At 48.0% G+C, this 17,898-nt stretch carries 16 protein-coding genes; 1 reads left to right on the forward strand and 15 read right to left on the reverse strand.

What is annotated here, in order from left to right; translation table 11 throughout:
- Positions 1 to 48: 48 nt before the first annotated feature.
- The 3 genes from QP339_RS00150 to parE form a co-directional block, all read right to left on the reverse strand.
- The gene (locus QP339_RS00150) at positions 49 to 900 is read right to left on the reverse strand and encodes an aldo/keto reductase (protein ID WP_284909909.1); all 852 of its coding nucleotides are present in this window, start codon (positions 898 to 900) and stop codon (positions 49 to 51) included.
- An 88-nt stretch (positions 901 to 988) separates the two neighbouring features.
- The gene (gene parC / locus QP339_RS00155) at positions 989 to 3,454 is read right to left on the reverse strand and encodes a DNA topoisomerase IV subunit A (protein ID WP_284909911.1); all 2,466 of its coding nucleotides are present in this window, start codon (positions 3,452 to 3,454) and stop codon (positions 989 to 991) included.
- A 3-nt stretch (positions 3,455 to 3,457) separates the two neighbouring features.
- On the reverse strand, positions 3,458 to 5,512 hold the full coding sequence (gene parE, locus QP339_RS00160; RefSeq protein ID WP_284909912.1) for a DNA topoisomerase IV subunit B: 2,055 nt from the start codon (positions 5,510 to 5,512) through the stop codon (positions 3,458 to 3,460).
- Between the two features lie 202 nt (positions 5,513 to 5,714).
- On the opposite strand from parE, the gene plsY reads away from it, so the two are divergent.
- Positions 5,715 to 6,320, forward strand: coding sequence for a glycerol-3-phosphate 1-O-acyltransferase PlsY (plsY, locus tag QP339_RS00165; RefSeq protein ID WP_284909913.1), 606 nt, complete (start codon positions 5,715 to 5,717; stop codon positions 6,318 to 6,320).
- Between the two features lie 375 nt (positions 6,321 to 6,695).
- Here plsY and QP339_RS00170 read toward each other — a convergent pair whose 3' ends face one another.
- The 12 genes from QP339_RS00170 to QP339_RS00225 all read right to left on the reverse strand — a co-directional run bounded on the left by QP339_RS00170 (position 6,696) and on the right by QP339_RS00225 (position 17,895).
- On the reverse strand, positions 6,696 to 7,514 hold the full coding sequence (locus QP339_RS00170; protein WP_070619466.1) for a hypothetical protein: 819 nt from the start codon (positions 7,512 to 7,514) through the stop codon (positions 6,696 to 6,698).
- A 4-nt stretch (positions 7,515 to 7,518) separates the two neighbouring features.
- Positions 7,519 to 8,460, reverse strand: a complete 942-nt coding sequence (gene xerC / locus QP339_RS00175; protein WP_502869640.1) for a tyrosine recombinase XerC — start codon at positions 8,458 to 8,460, stop codon at positions 7,519 to 7,521.
- A gap of 160 nt (positions 8,461 to 8,620) precedes the next feature.
- Positions 8,621 to 10,690: a type I DNA topoisomerase gene (gene topA / locus QP339_RS00180; protein ID WP_070619468.1), complete on the reverse strand. Its 2,070-nt coding sequence runs from the start codon at positions 10,688 to 10,690 to the stop codon at positions 8,621 to 8,623.
- A 181-nt stretch (positions 10,691 to 10,871) separates the two neighbouring features.
- Positions 10,872 to 11,717, reverse strand: a complete 846-nt coding sequence (gene dprA, locus QP339_RS00185) for a DNA-processing protein DprA (RefSeq protein WP_284909915.1) — start codon at positions 11,715 to 11,717, stop codon at positions 10,872 to 10,874.
- A 63-nt stretch (positions 11,718 to 11,780) separates the two neighbouring features.
- Positions 11,781 to 12,557, reverse strand: a complete 777-nt coding sequence (gene rnhB / locus QP339_RS00190; RefSeq protein WP_284909916.1) for a ribonuclease HII — start codon at positions 12,555 to 12,557, stop codon at positions 11,781 to 11,783.
- On the reverse strand, positions 12,550 to 13,428 hold the full coding sequence (gene ylqF, locus QP339_RS00195; RefSeq protein WP_070619479.1) for a ribosome biogenesis GTPase YlqF: 879 nt from the start codon (positions 13,426 to 13,428) through the stop codon (positions 12,550 to 12,552). The genes rnhB and ylqF overlap by 8 nt, the downstream gene beginning before the upstream one ends.
- A gap of 59 nt (positions 13,429 to 13,487) precedes the next feature.
- On the reverse strand, positions 13,488 to 14,036 hold the full coding sequence (lepB, locus tag QP339_RS00200) for a signal peptidase I (protein WP_284909917.1): 549 nt from the start codon (positions 14,034 to 14,036) through the stop codon (positions 13,488 to 13,490).
- A 15-nt stretch (positions 14,037 to 14,051) separates the two neighbouring features.
- The gene (locus QP339_RS00205) at positions 14,052 to 15,548 is read right to left on the reverse strand and encodes a S41 family peptidase (RefSeq protein ID WP_284909918.1); all 1,497 of its coding nucleotides are present in this window, start codon (positions 15,546 to 15,548) and stop codon (positions 14,052 to 14,054) included.
- A gap of 13 nt (positions 15,549 to 15,561) precedes the next feature.
- Complete coding sequence (locus QP339_RS00210) at positions 15,562 to 15,789, reverse strand: YozE family protein (RefSeq protein WP_070619489.1); 228 nt, start codon at positions 15,787 to 15,789, stop codon at positions 15,562 to 15,564.
- A 12-nt stretch (positions 15,790 to 15,801) separates the two neighbouring features.
- Positions 15,802 to 16,422 (reverse strand): DUF2140 family protein, encoded by a 621-nt coding sequence (locus QP339_RS00215; RefSeq protein ID WP_284909920.1) that lies wholly within the window; start codon positions 16,420 to 16,422, stop codon positions 15,802 to 15,804.
- Positions 16,422 to 16,919, reverse strand: coding sequence for a dihydrofolate reductase (locus QP339_RS00220; RefSeq protein ID WP_284909921.1), 498 nt, complete (start codon positions 16,917 to 16,919; stop codon positions 16,422 to 16,424). Before QP339_RS00220 ends, QP339_RS00215 begins: the two co-directional genes overlap by 1 nt.
- A gap of 31 nt (positions 16,920 to 16,950) precedes the next feature.
- Positions 16,951 to 17,895 carry a thymidylate synthase gene (locus tag QP339_RS00225; protein WP_284909923.1) on the reverse strand — a complete coding sequence of 315 codons (945 nt, stop codon included), beginning with the start codon at positions 17,893 to 17,895 and terminating at the stop codon, positions 16,951 to 16,953.
- Positions 17,896 to 17,898: the final 3 nt, after the last annotated feature.

Genomic DNA, 17,898 nt, shown 5'->3' on the forward strand with positions numbered 1-17,898 from the left:
TTCTAAAAAACTTCTGCCTCTATTTTATCATAAAAGCCGGCTTTAGGCTTAGAATTCTTCATAAACTGCTGGATTTTGTGCCCCGGTTCGACCATTGGGATGGTCCAAGCGAGCAATCTGGGCCATGTCGCTATCGTCAAGTTCAAAGTCAAAGACCCTGAAGTTCTCTTCTAAACGGACAGCATGGCTTGACTTAGGTATGGGCATGGTGCCAATCTGTAAATGCCAGCGGAGGACGACCTGACCTGGTGTCTTGTCGTGCTTCTTAGCAATCTCTTTGATTGGATCTTGTTCCAAGATAGATTCAGACATTTTCTCACTCCCCCGACCGAGCGGGCTCCAAGCCTGGGTCAGGATGTCGTGGCCTCTATCGTAGGCAATCTGCTTAGCTTGTTGGAAATAAGGATGGGTCTCTACCTGGTTCATAACCGGTACTTCCTGGGTCTCTTCAATTAAGCGATCGATGTGTTCAGGTAAGAAATTGCTGACCCCAATCGCTTTGACATAGCCGCGTTTTTTAGCTTCAATCAGGGCCTGCCAAGCTTCGACATAGTGTCCTTGCTTAGGATTAGGCCAGTGGATTAAGTAGTAATCATAGTAGTCCAACTGGGCCCGGTAAAGGGATTCTTCAATGGCCGTCAGGGCTAAATCATAAGTGTGGTAGCGGCCTGGTAACTTGCTAGCGACTTGGATCTGGTCACGAGCCAAGCCTGATTCGCGAATGGCCTGGCCAACTGTCCCCTCATTTTCATAATTATAAGCGGTGTCGAGGTAGCGGTAGCCAATGTCTAAGGCAGCCTTGATGCTGTCCACACCGGCCCGACCTTTAAGCTTATAGGTCCCTAAACCGACTTGGGGGACTTGGTCACCGTTACGCAAAGTATAGTATGGAATAGTCATTTGGATCCAATGCCTCCTTTGAAATCATCAGTAATCAATCTTTAGCCCCAGTATAACAGGTCTGTTTAAGATTTGAAAAGTGAAAGCTCTAGTCTTCTGCCGCTAGCAAGTCCAAATCGATGAGGGGGGTCACGCGCATAAGCTCCCCTTCTTTATCTTCATCGACCAGGGCTTTGCCATTGGAATAGCGGTCCGCAATCGGTGCGTCAACGGCTCGGATTTGTTTGAGCTGGCCATTGGCGCAGTAGAGTTCAAAGAGGTCTTGGGTGGTCGCTACCGGATAGGCAGCGAGCAAGCGGTGAGGCTTGGTCTTCAATTCCTTGAGAACCACGAGTCCCCGTTTGGCCCGGCCAAGACTGGCAATCTCTTCCCAGCGCAAACGTTTGGCGTGCCCTCTTTGGGTGAACAAGATAATTTGCGCTTGGTCGTCAACTTGGGCCTGGTAGACAGCATTGACAACCTGGTCTTTGTCTTTGAGGTTAATGGACTTCACCCCTTTGGCACGGAGGCCAACCTGGTTGATTTCGTCAATGCTGTAGCGTAGGCTGAAACCGAACTCTGTAAAGATAATAATTTGAGCTTGACTCTGTTTTGTCTGGGCAGAGATTTGATAGACATTGACGACTTGGTCCATGTCGTCGGAGAGGGTCATAGCGACGGCTGAGCGCTTCTTATAGCCTCTAAATTCTTTAAAATCAGCTAATGGACTTTGCTTAACCATGCCTGCCTGGGTAATAAGCAAAACATTATCTTTGCTATTTTTGTTGTAAGGGAGCACTTTAATAATTTTTTCATCATTAGCAAAGTTAACTCTTTGCGATATGTGCTCTCCTAGGTCCTTCCACTTGAGCTCTTGAAGTTCATGGACAGGTTGGAAGATATAATTGCCTTTGTTGGTGATTAAGATCAATTGATCAAGTGTAGAATGTTCAGCTAAGTACTGGACATGGTCGCCCTCTCTTAGTCCCAGGTCTTCTAGCTCAGAAGACCGGTAAGAGCGCAAACTAGTTTGCTTGACATAACCATAATTGCTGATGACTACCATGACCTGCTCTTCAGGAATAAGGAGTTCCTTTTTAATCTTAATTTCACTGATCTCATCCTGGATCTCACTACGCCGGGAATTGCTATAGGCTTTTTTGATGGCCTTGAGCTCGTTTTTGATGACCTTGAGTAAGACCTTGGGCTGACTCAAAATCGTTTGGTAAGAAGCAATGGCTTCATTTAAGCTGAGTTTTTCTTCCTGGAGGCTAGTGATATCGGTATTGGTTAGCCGGTAAAGTTGGAGGTTGACAATGGCTTCAGCTTGCTTGTCAGTAAAGTCAAACTGCTCCATAATATTTTGCTTGGCGTCCTTCTTGTCCTTACTCTGCCGGATAGTTTGGATCAGCTCATCGAGGATGCTGATGGCCTTGATTAAGCCATCGACAATGTGCAAGCGCTGGGAGGCCTTGTCGAGATCAAATTGGGTCCTCCGGGTGACTATTTCCTTACGGTGGCTGACATAGGCTGACAGGATATCCTTCAAGCCCACTTGCTGGGGCCGGAGCTGGTTAATGGCTACCATATTGAAGTTGTAATTAATCTGCAAGTTCGTATTCTTATAGAAATACTGGAGGATGGCATTGGCATTGGCATCCTTCTTCAACTCGATAACAATTCTGAGGCCATTGCGGTCGCTTTCATCGCGGATCTCACTAATGCCCTCAATGCTCTTATTGAGCCGGAGTTCGTCCATCCGTTTGACCAAGTCCGATTTGTTGACTTCAAAGGGAATTTCATCGATGACAATCTGTTGGCGGCCCGAACGCAGGGTCTCCATGCGGTGCTTAGACCGGACAACTACCTTGCCCCGACCTGTTTCATAGGCCTTGCGGATTTCATCCTTGCCTTGGATAATCCCACCTGTCGGAAAGTCTGGACCGGGTAGAAAGTCCATGAGCTTGTCTAAGCTAGCCTTGGGATGGTCGATAAAATAATTAGTAGCGTCAATTACCTCTCCCAGATTGTGGGTGGGAATTTCCGTCGCATAACCAGCAGAAATTCCCGCTGCTCCATTGACCAATAAATTAGGAAAGCCGGCAGGTAATACGGTAGGCTCTTCTTCCGTGTCGTCAAAGTTGAGCATAGTTTCAACCGTCTGTTTGTCCAAGTCGGCCAAGAGTTCATCGGCAATCTTAGATAAACGGGCCTCGGTGTAACGCATAGCAGCTGCTGGGTCGCCGTCCATCGAGCCGTTATTACCATGCATCTCGATTAAGACTTCCCGGTTCTTCCAGTCTTGGCTCATCCGCACCATGGCATCATAAACCGAGGTATCGCCGTGGGGGTGATAATTCCCGATGACATTCCCGACTGTTTTAGCAGATTTACGGAAATTATGACTGGAGGTATTGCCATCCACAAACATGGCATAAAGAATCCGGCGTTGGACAGGCTTGAGCCCATCGCGAATATCCGGTAAGGCCCGGTCTTGGATAATGTACTTGGAATAGCGGCCAAAACGGTCCCCCATTACATCTTCTAGAGATAATTCTTGAATATCAACTGTCATGCACTAAAACTCCTCATCATCAAATAGACTCGTTTGGTCAGCTTCTAGACCAGCAGACTGGTCAGCCAGTTTACTGGCCAATTCTTCTTCCATTTCTGGATCGCTCTCTTGGCTAGCAGCCTCTAAGAGCTTGTCCTCTTCATCCATAGTAAAGGCAACATTTTCTTCAATCCATTCCCGTCTAGGGGCTACCTTGTTCCCCATCAGGACGGAAACCCGCTTCTCAGCTAGCGATTGGTCATCCAAGGTCACCCGGATCAAGGTGCGGGAGTCAGGATTCATCGTCGTTTCCCATAATTGGTCAGCATTCATTTCCCCCAGCCCCTTGTAGCGTTGGAGGGTATAGCCCTTACCAACTTCCTTTGTCACTTGGGCGAGCTCCTCATCGGTCCAAGCATAGCGGATTTTTGCCTTCTTCCCCTTGCCTTTAGATACTTTATAAAGAGGAGGCATAGCCAAATAAACCTTGCCGGCTTCGACCAAGGGCCGCATGTAGCGGTAGAAGAAGGTCAAGAGGAGGACTTGGATGTGGGCCCCATCGGTATCCGCATCGGTCATGATGATGACCTTATCATAGTTAGCATCAGCAAGTTCAAATTCTACCCCGACGCCGGCACCAATGGTATAGATAATAGTATTCAATTCTTCATTCTTTAAGATATCCTGCATGCTAGCCTTTTCCGTATTTAAGACCTTGCCCCGGAGCGGTAGGATGGCTTGGAACTTCCGGTCCCGCCCCTGCTTGGCTGAACCTCCCGCTGAATCCCCTTCGACTAAGAAGAGTTCATTACGTTTGGCATTTTTACCTTGGGCAGGGGTCAGCTTGCCGGATAGGAGGGTTTCTCGTTTGCGGCTCTTCTTACCCTTGCGGCTCTCTTCCCGGGCCTTGCGAGCAGCATCCCGGGCCTCCCGAGCCTTCAAGGCCTTGCGGACCAGGTGCTGGGCCGATTCTCCGTTCTCTAGAAGGTAGATGCCCAACTTCTCATTGACCATCGCTTCCACACTTGACCGGGCCTGGGGTGTTCCTAGCTTACTCTTGGTCTGCCCTTCAAATTGCAGGTATTCTTCCGGCACATGGATGGATAGGACAGCCGTGAAACCTTCGCGCACATCAGTCCCTTCCAGGTTCTTTTCCTTGGGTTTGAGCAGGTTGGTTTTCCGCGCATATTCATTGAAGGCCTTGGTAAGTCCGGTCTTGAGCCCTGAAACATGGGTCCCCCCGTCCGAAGTCCGTACATTGTTGACAAAGGATAGGATGGTTTCGGAATAGCCATCGTTGTATTGGAAGGCGAGTTCCATCTCGATTCCGCTCTCGGCTGCCTTGTCTTCGAAATAAACAGCTTGGTGGATGGCGTCCTTGTCTTCATTAAGATATTTGACGAAGGCGACAATCCCCTCTTCATAGTGGTAGCTTTCTTCGAAGTCTTCTCTTTCATCTTTAAAATTAATTTTTAAGTTCTTCATTAAGAAGGCTGATTCGCGCAAGTGTTCTTGTAAGGTCTTGCGGTCGAATTGAGCCTGGCCAAAGATTTTTTCATCTGGTTTGAAATGAATCTTGGTTCCTGTGGCCTTGGATTTAATGGACTTCAAGTGGGCTTTACCTGGCTTACCGCCGTCCTTGAAAGCTTGCTTATACTCTTTTTGGTCACGATGGACGGTAACTTCTAGTGATGAAGAAAGTGCGTTCACGACAGAAGAGCCAACCCCATGCAAGCCCCCCGAAGTCGAATAGCCGCCCCCTCCGAACTTACCTCCGGCATGGAGGACGGTTAAAATAACTTCTACCGTGGGCCGGCCTGTCGCATGTTGGCCGATGGGCATGCCTCGGCCATTATCTTGGACAGTTACAGAATTGTCTGGGTGGATGCAGACGTCAATTTCATCGCAATAGCCAGCTAAGGCCTCATCGACAGAATTATCTACAATTTCATAGACCAAGTGGTGGAGGCCCCGGCTATCTGTTGATCCCACATACATCCCCGGCCGTTTTCTGACGGCTTCCAGGCCTTCTAGGACTTGGATTGAACTTTCATCATATTGTGCTTGCTTTTTGGTCATCTTAAGCATGTCCCCTTTAATCCAATTATTATCATTCATTTCATCGCGTCTCAAAAAGACATCTTTTACCATCTTACTCGATTTTTGCTGAATTCACAATGCCTGTTTCCTTTGCCTAGTTCTTTACCCCTTTTGAATTTTTTAATCAAGGGCGGTCGGAATAATGCTATAATATAGACATGTCAAAAAAGCAGGTGAATATATGTTATTAAATTTATTACTTCTAATTGTTGCTTATCTTCTTGGCTCAGTTCCTTTCGGCCTACTGATCGGTCGGGTCTTCTATCAGACTGACCTCCGTGACTACGGCTCAGGCAATATCGGGACCACCAATGCCTTTCGTGCTCTCGGAAGGACCGGTGGCTTATTCGTTTTCGTCTGCGATATGCTCAAAGCAGGGCTCATTGTCCTCATTGCCCAGAGCTTTACTGCCTTTACTTGGCATCCCCTGGTTTATGGCATTGCGGTTATTTTGGGCCATAGCTTCTCGATCTTTCTCAAGTTCAAGGGAGGTAAGGCCGTGGCTTCTAGCTTCGGCATGGGACTCTTCTACGCGCCCCTGATTTCCCTTTTGGGAATTGGCGCCTTCTTCTTAGTCCTCTACTTCTCGCGCATGGTGAGCTTAGCTTCAATCAGTGGTGTGTTGACGGCTTTGGTCTTGTCGCTTCTCTTTACTAGCGATCATTTCCTCCAACTGATCTTAGTCATTGTATGCTTGATCGTTATCCTCAGGCACCGGACCAATATTGAACGCATCTTAAATGGTAGCGAATCCAAAGTTCCTTTTGGTTTTCGAGCCAAAAAATAAGAATATTTTTCTAAATTGTATAGATGAGCATTCCTTCCGCATTGAAAGTGATCATTAAAGAGCCGTCGAAGACTTTCAGTCTTCTCTGTCCCTTTGCTCCAGAGGTCTATTTCTCCCGCTAGCCTTCACACCCTGAAGCTTGCTTGTTCATAGCTAACGATCACTTTCAAGCTCCACTCTTGCTCAAAAATAGCTGATATTAAAAATAGTACTTGAAATATTAAAACTTAAAATGAGAAGCCCTAAAATTTAAGCGACCGATGGATGATCTATTAAGGATCTCCCATCGGTCGTGAACTAGCTGGTAGAGCTAGCTTTATATAAGAGGAACTGGAGTTTTTCCGGCTCCTTTTTTTCTTTATCGTATCGTCTTGCTTAGCGCTCTTCTTGGTCTAAGGTTTCCTGGATCAGATGGAGGTTCTCTTCGGTGTAGAGGTCGATAAAGGTGCCCTTAGTGCCAAGTGACTGGGAGGAGAGGATATTGGCGGATTCCATCTTGCGGATGCCGTTAACAATGATGGACCGGGTCAGACCCTCTTTTTCCGCTAAACGTGAGGCAGTGAAGCGGAAGCTAGGCTCGGTTTTATCCTTTAAGATTGTCCGCATAGCAGCCAATTCGGAGAAGCTCAAGGAAGCCACTGCCTTTTTGGCCATCAGTCGGTTCTTTTGTTGGCGGTCTTCTTGCTGGTGAAGGAGGTTTTCAATTTCAATAGCCAGGATCGTCGCAACATATTCTCCTAGGATCATATCACCGGCATCAAAGGCATGTTTTTTACGTGCTAGGATCAGATAGCCCAATCCCCGCCCATGGCCGATAATCGGAATAATCGTCGTCTTACCATTAGGAAAATTGGCCGCATATTCATTGGCAAAAATAGTACGTTCATCTTCAACGGGGATATTGGTCAGGGTAACGGTAAGTTCTTGGACCCGCTTCATGTAATTGGGGTCTAATTGCTTCTCTTCCATCATTTGATGGGTCCGGGCACTGTTAATGTCATCAAAGATAGACAAATAACCGAGCAGCTGGCCTTCGTAATTTAATAGGTAGGCATTGACTGCGAGAATTTCAGAGATTTCTTCAACTAAACGCTGGAAAGGAAAATCGCTGCCCTTGTCTTCTGAAATAATATCTTCGGTTTGAACGACACGTTTAACTTGGCGAATTTTATCTAATACTTCCTGAATTTCCATAATCTTAATCCTCCTGAGATGATCGGTTTGAATTGTACCCTTGGCGCTGGGCCCGCGGGTGAAAAGTCATATAATTCTGACGTAGGCTTTCCTTAGAAAGATGGGTGTAGATTTGGGTAGTGGAGAGGCTGGAGTGGCCCAGTAGCTCCTGGACAGTCCGAATATCTGCTCCATGGTTCAATAAATGGGTGGCAAAGGAGTGGCGGAGTTTGTGCGGGTGGATGGCCAGCTGGGAGGCACTCCGTTTGACAATCTGCTTGAGAATGTAGGCAATCCCCTCACGGCTGAGCCCCTGTCCCTTGTAGTTAACAAAAACGAGCTGGTGGTCTTCGCCAGACTTAGCTAGGAGCTCTTGGCGTCCCTCAACTAGATAGGTCTGTAAAGCCTCCTTACAAGGCCCACCGAACGGCACATAGCGGTCCTTGCCCCCCTTACCGTGGAGGAGCACGACCATGGCGTCCAAGTCAACTTGGTCTAAGCTAAGTTCCGTGCATTCACTAACCCGGGCGCCTGTTGCATAAAGAAATTCGAGAAGAGCTCGGTCCCTCTGCTGGAGTGCTTCAGGACCTTGGACGGCTTCGAATAGAGCGAGCAGCTCCTCCTCATAAAAAAAGTCCGGCAGGTGCATGCCTTGCTTGGGCGAATGAACATATTGAAAAGGATTGTTATCGACCCAACCGGATTCTTGGAAGAAGGTAAAAGCAGACCTTAAACTACTCAAACGTCTGGCAAGCGATGACTTGGCCAGGTTCTTTTTTTGTAATTGGAATAAATAGCGGCGGATATCTTGATAAGTCAAATCTTTTAAATCGTTTACATTTGCTTCCGATAGAAAGTCCGCAAATTCCTCAAGGTCATGCTGGTAGGCTAGGAGCGTCTCTTCACTATAGTGTCTTTCATTTTTAAGATAGTTTAGGAAGGCTTTTCCTTTTGCTGTCAACTCGATGGCACTCACCCTCTTTTACCTAAATATTATAACACAAACAAAGAGATAAAATCATCCAAAGTCGGAAATTGATTTTATCTCTTCGAATAAATAGTTTTTAATTTATTTTGCTATAGCAAAAAAGTGATTAAGAGGCAGAACTAGAAACTGGGGAGAAATTCTAATTATCCCCTTTTTGCTCGCTTTCTTGGTAGTCGCATTGGCTACATTTGACTTGTTTACTCCCCCGCTTTTTCTTTTCAACGAGGTAGTTTTGGCAAACTGGACACTGTCGACCAATGGGCTTGTCCCAAGAAGCAAAGTCGCAGTCAGGATAGCGGCTACAGCCGTAGAAAATACGGTTCTTTTTCGATTTCCGCTCAATAACTTGGCCTTCTTGGCACTTAGGACAGTCAACACCAATTTCCTTGACAATTGCCTTAGTATTCCGACAGTCAGGGAAGTTAGAGCAAGCGTAGAATTTGCCATAGCGTCCCAATTTAATCACCATGGGATGACCACATTTTTCGCAGTCGAAACCAGCGGGCTCATCTTTGATGACAATTTTTTCAATTTTTTCCTCAGCGTTTTCCAAGTCCTTGGCGAAGGGTTGGTAGAAGCGGTCGATGACTTCCACCCACTCTTCCTTGCCCTCTTCAATCTTATCCAGCTCATTTTCTAGGCTGGCCGTGAAGTTCACGTCAACAATGTCTGGGAAATAAGTGGCAACAAGTTGGTTGACGATTTCACCGAGCTCGGTCGGCTCAAAGCGCCGGGCTTCGATCTTAACATAGTAGCGTTTGATCAGGGTTTCAATAGTTGGTGAATAGGTCGATGGCCGCCCGACGCCGTTTTCTTCCAAAGTTTGGATGAGGCTAGCTTCCGTATAGCGGGCTGGTGGCTGGGTAAAGTGTTGCTTAGGATCTAAGCTGACACTCTTTACAGTATCCCCATTAGCTAAGTCAGGGAGCGGATTATCCTTTTCCTTTTTCTCAGCGTAGACTTTTTGATAACCTTCAAATTTGATTTGTGAACCTGTTGCCCGGAAAGAAACTTCTCCTTGGACAATGTCGCAGCCTACTGTGTCATAGATAGCAGGCGCCATTTGACTGGCCATAAACCGGCACCAGATAAGGCTGTAGAGCTTGTACTGGTCCTTGGTCAGGTAAGATTCGATGGACTGAGGGGTCCGGTCGGGAGCTGAAGGACGAATGGCTTCGTGGGCGTCTTGGGCATTGCTGTTTTTGGCCTTGTTTTGCCCTTGCTTACCCAGGTATTCCTTACCGTAAGTGTTAGTGATAAAGTCACTGGCCCCTTCTTTGGCGACATCAGCGACCCGGGTAGAGTCGGTACGCATGTAGGTAATCAGACCGACGCTTCCCTTGCCAATATTAATCCCTTCATATAATTGTTGGGCGATCATCATGGTCTTCCGGGTCCGGAATTTAAGCCGCTTAGAAGCTTCTTGTTGGAGCGAAGACGTGGTGAAAGGTTTTTGTGGCTTTCTTTGCCGTTCCTTCTTGGTCAGGTTGGCAATGGTGAATTCATCTGATGTGATGTGGGCCATCAACTGGTCAACATCTTGCTTGTTCTTTAGATCAAGCTTTTTGCCTTTGAATTTAGAAGCATTGGCTTTAAACTTTTCTCGGCCCTTCTTAAATTCCCCGTCAATAGACCAGTATTCTTCTGGTTTGAAATTGCGAATTTCCTTTTCACGTTCAATGATTAAGTGTAAAGCGACCGATTGAACCCGTCCAGCAGACAGTCCTTTTTTGACTTTGGACCAGAGAATCGGTGACAGGCTATAGCCCACCAAGCGGTCGAGGATCCGGCGCGCCTGTTGGGCATCTACCAGGTCATTGTCGATCGGCCGGGCGTGCTTGAAGGCCTCCTTGACGGCTTCCTTGGTAATTTCATTATAGGTCACCCGGATTTTATCCTTAGGGTCTAGGCCTAGAATATAGGCCAGGTGCCAGGCAATAGCCTCCCCTTCCCGGTCCGGGTCGGAAGCCAGATAAATTTTTTCTGCTTTTTTCGCGTATTTCTTCAATTCTTTAATAATGGGGCCCTTGCCCCGAATGGTAATATAGTAAGGATCATACTCATTTTCGATATCGATCCCCATCTTACTCTTAGGAAGGTCCCGCAAGTGGCCCTTACTTGCGACCACTTTGTAATTTCTGCCTAAATATTTTTCAATGGTTTTCGCCTTAGTCGGTGATTCCACAATGACAAGGTACTTATAAGCCAAAAGAATAACTCCTTTCGAATTTACCCGACAGGATAATAAGAAGATGCTGGAAAAGGCTGAAGTGTCGGATAAGCTGTCAAATTGATTCTCATATTATGCCATTCAAGATTCTTTGTCAAATATAAAATGATGGCAAGAGAAAAAAATTGCTTAAATTGTCCCTTATTATAGTAGAAATGATTCAAAAAAGATGGCTATACTCTTCCAGGATATCTTGACTGGTCAAAATCAGCTTAGCCCCTGCCTGGATCAATTCATTGGTCCCCCGAGAGAGCGGCTGGTTGATGGGACCAGGTACGGCAAAGACATCTCGGTTAGCCTGCAAGGCATAATTCGCTGTAATCAAAGATCCACTCTTATGCCCCGCTTCGACTACTAGGCAGGCGGCAGAAAGTCCCGCGATAATTTCATTGCGGTAAGGAAAGTGCCAGCGCTTGGCCCCCGCATGGTAAGGCAGGGCCGAAACCAGCAAGTGGTCGCGTGCAATTTGGCTCTGCAGCTTGGCATGGTTGTCTGGATAAACTTGACCCAAGCCAGTCCCGATAACCGCAATGGTTTTCCCTTGCTCTTCCATAGCTATCTGATGAGATACGCAATCAATTCCATTTGCCAATCCGCTGACAATGACTAATTTCTTAGCGACTTCTGGTAGGAGACTTTCTAGTGCTTCTTGGCCATAAGCCGTCATTTTACGGCTACCAACTACCGCTAGGGCTAGGCGTTTTAATAAAGTAAGGTCTCCCTGGCAGAAGAGGACAAGGGCTGGTTTATGGGTTTCTACAAGTCCCTCAGGATAGGCAGCGTCTCCTAGGACAAGGGGCACGACTCCCTCTTTTTGGTAGAGGTCTTGGAAATAGGCCGGTGGGTAGTGGGCGGTAAAGTCTTGCCATCTGTCATAGTGTTTGGCTGGGATCTTCACTCTTTCTCGGTCAGGATCCTGTAATAACCGCAGGCGCTCGCTATAGGGAATGAGGCCCGATTCAGTCAGGTAAATCACTTGCTGGCGGCGGCTTAGCTTGTTAAACATCTTATCAACTCCTTCATTCATATATAAACGAAAGAGAGCCCAGTTCATCAAGTGATTTATTCATTAAATAAAATCTTTAACCGGTGCAAAGCTTTTGCGGTGGATGGGACAAGGGCCGTACTTGGCTAGGGCCTCTAAGTGGATCTTAGTCCCGTAGCCTGCATGTTGGTCGAAACCATATTCAGGATAAAGATCGGCATAGTCTGCCATGAGACGGTCCCGGTACTCCTTGGCATAGATCGAAGCCGCAGCAATGGAATAAATTCGCGCATCGCCTTTGATAATCGCCTCTTGGGGCTGGCTGATTCCCGGTATAGTTACCGCATCAACTAGGACGTAGGAAGCCTGGGGTTGGAGCTGGTTAACAGAAGCCGCCATCGCTTCCTTAGTCGCCTGGAGGATATTAATGTGGTCAATACGATCAGCGGGACTGAAGGCAATCTCGCAGGCCAGGGCATACTTATCGATATCAGCAACCAAGGCCTGGCGCTTCTTATGGGAGAGCTGCTTGGAATCATTGAAGTAAACAGCTGGCATATCTGGGGGCAAAATGACTGCGCAAGTGACAACTGGCCCAGCCAGGGGCCCCCGCCCCACTTCGTCAACGCCAGCAATATAGGCATAGCCCTGGGCCCTCAGCTGGTCTTCATAGGCTCTCAACTCTTGGATCGCTGCTCCTTCTTCTTGGGCCCGGTCGATGCGGCGCTGGTAAGTCTTGAGGACCTGCTGGACCCCCTTGCGCTCGTCTTGGCTATAGGGAGCCAGATCTTCCGGCCTCAGGTTCGCTCCCTTGGCTTGGAGTCGGTCCTTAATAGCTTGGATGCTCTCGCGCTTAGTCATTATCAGCTGCCTCCTGAGCCATTTGATAGTCCGCCACTCGGTCCAAGGTCAGCCGGCTAATGGCTCCATCTTGGAAATCCTTGATGATTTTTTCTGAGGCTCGGTCATAATCATCTAAGAAGCCCATCTTTTCCGTTAGGGTCATGAGGAGTTCCGGATAAGGAGGGTGGACCTGGTCGGCTGCAATGGGATACTTGGCCTCGATGACACCGGGATAATAGTCCATAAGGAAGGCTAAAGCATAGAGGGCGATGTCATCGTTGTAGTAATGAGTCTGCTTAATCGCTGTACAGAGGGCCAGACGCGTCCCTACTTCTGGATCTTCAAACTTAGGCCAGAGGATACCCGGCGTATCTAAAAGTTCAAAATCCTTATCAATTCGAATCCATTGTTGGCCCTTGGTAACACCGGGTTTATTCCCGACTTGAGCCTTTTTCTTTTGGGTAAACTGGTTGATAAAGGTGGACTTACCTACATTGGGGATCCCCACAATCATGAGGCGGACCGCTTGGTGTTTGACTCCCTTGGCCTGCCACTTGTCCCGCACTGGAGCTGTCCAGTCGTAGAGCTTTTTCTTAAAGCGTTTCATTTCCTTGGGGTTTTTACTGTTTAAGGCGCAAGCCTGGCTGCCATCTTCTTGGTTGAGCAGGTCTAGCCAAGCCTGGGTTTCTTCTTTATCGGCTAGGTCTGCTTTGTTAAGGACAATGATCCGGGGCTTGTCTTGGATAATCTGATCGATCATCGGGTTCTTACTGCTTTCGGGCACCCGGGCATCCCTGAGTTCGATCACATAATCGACTTGGCTCAGGTGGTTTTGAACCTCTTTCTTGGCTTTGGCCATATGTCCAGGATACCATTGAATTGTTGCCATCTTCTTTCACTCCTTTATAGCTTGTCATTAAAAAGGGAGGCAGGCTGCCTCCTTAAAATTTATTCTTGAATCTTGCCAAAGTCAGATAGGGGCCAGAATCTAAAGTTGGTGGTCCCTTCGACTTGGTCGCTGTGGACGAAGCCAAAATAGCGGCTGTCCTTTGAAACGGGACGGTTGTCACCGAGGACAAAGAATTCTCCTTCAGGTACCGTTTTTTCATTGGTCAATTCTTCGAGGGTGAAGTTCTGGGTCACCAGCTGGCCGGGATTAGCGGCTTTTAAGGGTTCCAGATATTCCTCAGCGACGGGCTCTCCATTCACATAGAGTTGGTTGTCCTTGTATTTAATCGTATCGCCAGCCTTACCAATCACCCGTTTGATGTATTTTTCATTTGGGGCATCGGGGCCCGGGAAGACGACAATATCCCCTCGATCTGGTTCAGCCAAGCGATAGGCGATGGCCATATCCCCATTGTGGAGGGTAGGCGCCATGGAGTCACCCGAAATATTAATCGGGAAGGCAATGTATTTTTGCACCCCTAAAACTAGGACAACCGCAATGAGAATTGGGAGGATAAAAGAAATTACTTCATTAAAAAATCGTTTCATCAATTTGCCTTCTTTCTAAGCTTGCGCCAAGACGTCAATGGCCTTATCCAACTGGCTATCATTGGCTTTAATCTTCTCTTGCATCTTTTGGGTTAAACGCAGGGCGGTTTCTCCGTCCACTTCCCCTGTGGCCTTCAAGCCGGTTTCTTCCTGGACGGTTTGAACCGCTTCAACGGTGTCTTGGTCGTAACGGCTGCTTACCTGGTCTTCGCTGAGATAACCCAAGCTATGGAGGATCTTTTGAATATTGAGGACGGCCTCAGATTGCTGGCCCGCCTTGTAGTGCTGGCTCGTATCAATTAGGGTCAGTTTAGCATAGTCTGGCAGGCTTTGCTCAATATCTGGCTGGATGCCCTTCTCATTGATCCAAGTGCCGTCAGGGGTCAGCCATTTCGCTACAGTGACCTTCATCTTCCCATTCTTATCAAGGGGGAAGACAGTCTGCACGGAGCCCTTACCATAAGAATTCTGGCCCACGACCGGCACTTGACCGCTCTGTTGGAGGGCGCCGGCTAGGATTTCACTCGCACTGGCCGAGCCTTCGTCGATTAAGACAATGAGAGGAGCTTGGATCTTAAAGTCGCCCAAGTCTTGGCTATTGGCCTGGTAGACTTGCTCTTCCCCCTGGTTGTCTTCTACCCTCAAAATGGTCTGCCCATCTTCGAGGAAGATATTGGCAACCTTCAAAACAGAAGGCAGGAGGCCACCAGGATTACCCCGCACATCTAAGACGAATTTTTTAGCGCCCTGCTTTTGCAGGTCCTTGAGGCTTTGAACAAGTTCGTCGTAGGTCGTTTCTGAGAATTCGGAGATTTGGATATGGCCGACGTCAGGTGCTTGGTCCATAAGACGGGCATGGACGGTTTCGATAGGGATTTCATCCCGCTTCACCTTGACCGTCTGCTCTTGGTCCCCCCGCTTAATCTTCAGCTCGACCTCTGTCCCCTTCTCGCCACGGATCAACTTAACCGCTTCCTCAGTAGACAAGCCCTTGGTTGACTTGCCATCGACTTCGAGGATGATATCATTAGCCTGTAAGCCAGCTTTTTCAGCGGGTGAATCCTTGATGGGGCTGATAATCGTAAGCCAGCCATTCTCGGTGGTGACTTGGGCGCCAATCCCTTCAAAACTACCCTTGATGGTTTCATCCAAACTCTCTGAAGCAGCACCGGTCAAATAAGCGGTATAGGGATCACCTACACTATCTGCCATTCCCGCCATAGCGCTATTCACGGCTTCCCCCTTCTTAACTTCTCCAATATATTGGTCGTTCAAGATTTGGTAGCCATACTGGAGCTTGCGCAGGTCCGCAGCCGATAGGGCCCGGTCTGAAGATAGCAGCTCCCAGGGTAAACGGCCTGTGGTATAGGTATTGGTTCCTAGGATACCCAAGACCAGTCCAACTGACAGGCAGAGAACGCCCTGGCCGACTCTTTTTTTGCCCAGCTTGCCTGTATTTTTAGGGCTTGCTTTAGCTTGGTCACTTGTTTGCGTGTATTTATCTTCCTGCATGTGAGCCTACTTTCTAACCTTGTTCATAGTCATAGGCCTGCCATAAGTCATCAAAACATGAAATGTAATCGGCATAGTCACTATGGCCTTCAATATAACGGCTGATTTCATCGAATTCCTTACTGTCGCGGGGAAAGTCCAGGTCGCGATAAACTAGGTCAGCAAAAGCTTCCTTCTGGTCGCTCTCTAGACTGCCCCGCCCTCTAAATCGTTCCACATAGCGGTAAAATGAAAGTGACATCTTCTACCTCCTCTACTGGCCTTGTCGGTAAGCTTCTATTTGTTCTACAGCATAAGGCAAAGGCAGAGAAAAGGCAAGTTTGATCTGATTATTAGGCAGGTCAATCGCTTGCGCTGCGATAGCGACTTGTCCTTTTGCTGAAACTTGGTCGAGGCGGACAATTAGACGCTCCTGGTCCCTATCCACACTGAGTGGCACATGGTCGGGAATGAGCCGGCTAAAGAGCGCTAGACTAGTTCCAACGGGCAAGTCCAATCCTTCTACTTCAATCGCCTCGATAGCAAGACCAATATTCCCGTCATCCTGGGCTTCTGCCTGGGCACGAATCTCATAAGACAGCTCTTGTCCTAAGACCTCAAATTGGCCTAATAAATGGACCTGATCGTCCAAGTGGAGGCGGTAAGGCACCTGGTCGCCAGCTAGGAGGGCCTGCATGAGAACGTTGAAGCTCTCCCTAGTGAGCTGGGTTTCAGCTTGGATGGTCTCTTCCGTTTGGGCTAGCTCTCCCTGGTCAACCGGTTCATAAGAGGGCCGGATACTAGAGAGGACAAGGATGACGCCAAGTACCAGAGCCAGGACTAAGCCGAGGAGAATAAAGAAGGCCCGGCGCCAGCCATTGCTTTGTCTTGTCATCACTTAACCTCCCGTCGGTAAAAAATAAAACGATGCGGGTAAGGATTCTTATCATCAACTGCGCCCTTGATTTCCGCATAGCTGTAGAAATCACTGAGGTCGGGATCCATGACCGTATCCCCTGCCACGGCATGGTCGATATAAGTTACCCGTAATTCATCTAAATAAGGCCAGAAGCTTTGGTAAATCTGCTTACCGCCGATAATATAGACATCTTCCTTCTTGGCGAGTTCTAGAATTGGATCGATAGCATGGATGAGATCAACAGAGGCGCTATCGCCATTGATTGCTATCGATTCTGAACGAGTCAGGATATAGGTCTGTCGATCAGGCAGAGGCTTAGAGCCCATGCCCTTAAATGTTTTTCGGCCGAGAACAATTTTATGGTACATGGTTTGGGAACGAAAGAATTGAAAATCATTGGGCAGGTGCCAGGGCATCTTCTGATCTTTACCGATGACACCATTGCGGGCCTGGGCCCAAACGGCAATTAACATCTTATCTCTCCTTCAACGTTAAAGCATGACATTAAACAGCAACAGGGGCCTTGATAGCAGGGTAAGGGTCGTAGCCCTGGACGCAGATATCTTCAGTCGCAAGCTCATCCATCGGGGCTTCTCCTTCAATGACAAGTTCGGGCAAGGGACGGGGCTCGCGCGACAACTGTTCCTTGACTTGGTCTAAGTGGTTCTTGTAGATATGCACATCACCAAAACTATGGACGAAATCCCCCACACCGAGTCCCACCTCCCGGGCTAAAAGATGGGTCAATAAAGCATAAGAGGCGATATTAAAAGGAACACCCAGGAAGACATCGGCACTCCGCTGGTAGAGCTGGCAGCTCAATTTCCCATCTTGGACATAGAACTGGCTCAGAGTATGGCAGGGAGGCAGGGCCATGTCTGGCACATCTTCAGGATTCCAAGCGCTGAGGATCATCCGCCTTGAATCTGGCGTATGTCGCAATTGGTCGAGGAGGATGGCGATTTGGTCGATTTCCCCGCCATCCCGGGTCTCCCAGTGGCGCCACTGTTTACCGTATACCGCACCGAGGTTGCCATATTGAGCCGCAAAATCATCGTCTTCAAGCATGAGCTGGCGGAACTTAGCCATTTCTTCTTTATAAACTGCCGCGAAGTCTGGATCGCTTTCAGCTCGCAGACCAAAATCAGTCATATCCGGTCCTTGGTAGGCCTCGCTTTCCACCCAATTCTTAAAGGCCCACTCGTCCCAGATATGGTTATTATGCTCGAGTAAGAAGCGGATATTGGTATCCCCTCTTAAAAACCAGAGGAGTTCGCTCTTAATTAAACCAAAAGCAACTTTTTTGGTTGTCAGAAGTGGAAAGCCCTCATTTAAGTCAAAGCGCATCTGGTAGCCGAAAGTCGACAGGGTCCCTACCCCTGTTCGGTCATCCTTAAAGCTCCCCTTATCTAAAATATGTTGCAATAAATCTAAATATTGTTTGGCCATTGT

The sequence above is a fragment of the Aerococcus sp. UMB7834 genome (assembly GCF_030215145.1).
Classification (GTDB): domain Bacteria; phylum Bacillota; class Bacilli; order Lactobacillales; family Aerococcaceae; genus Aerococcus.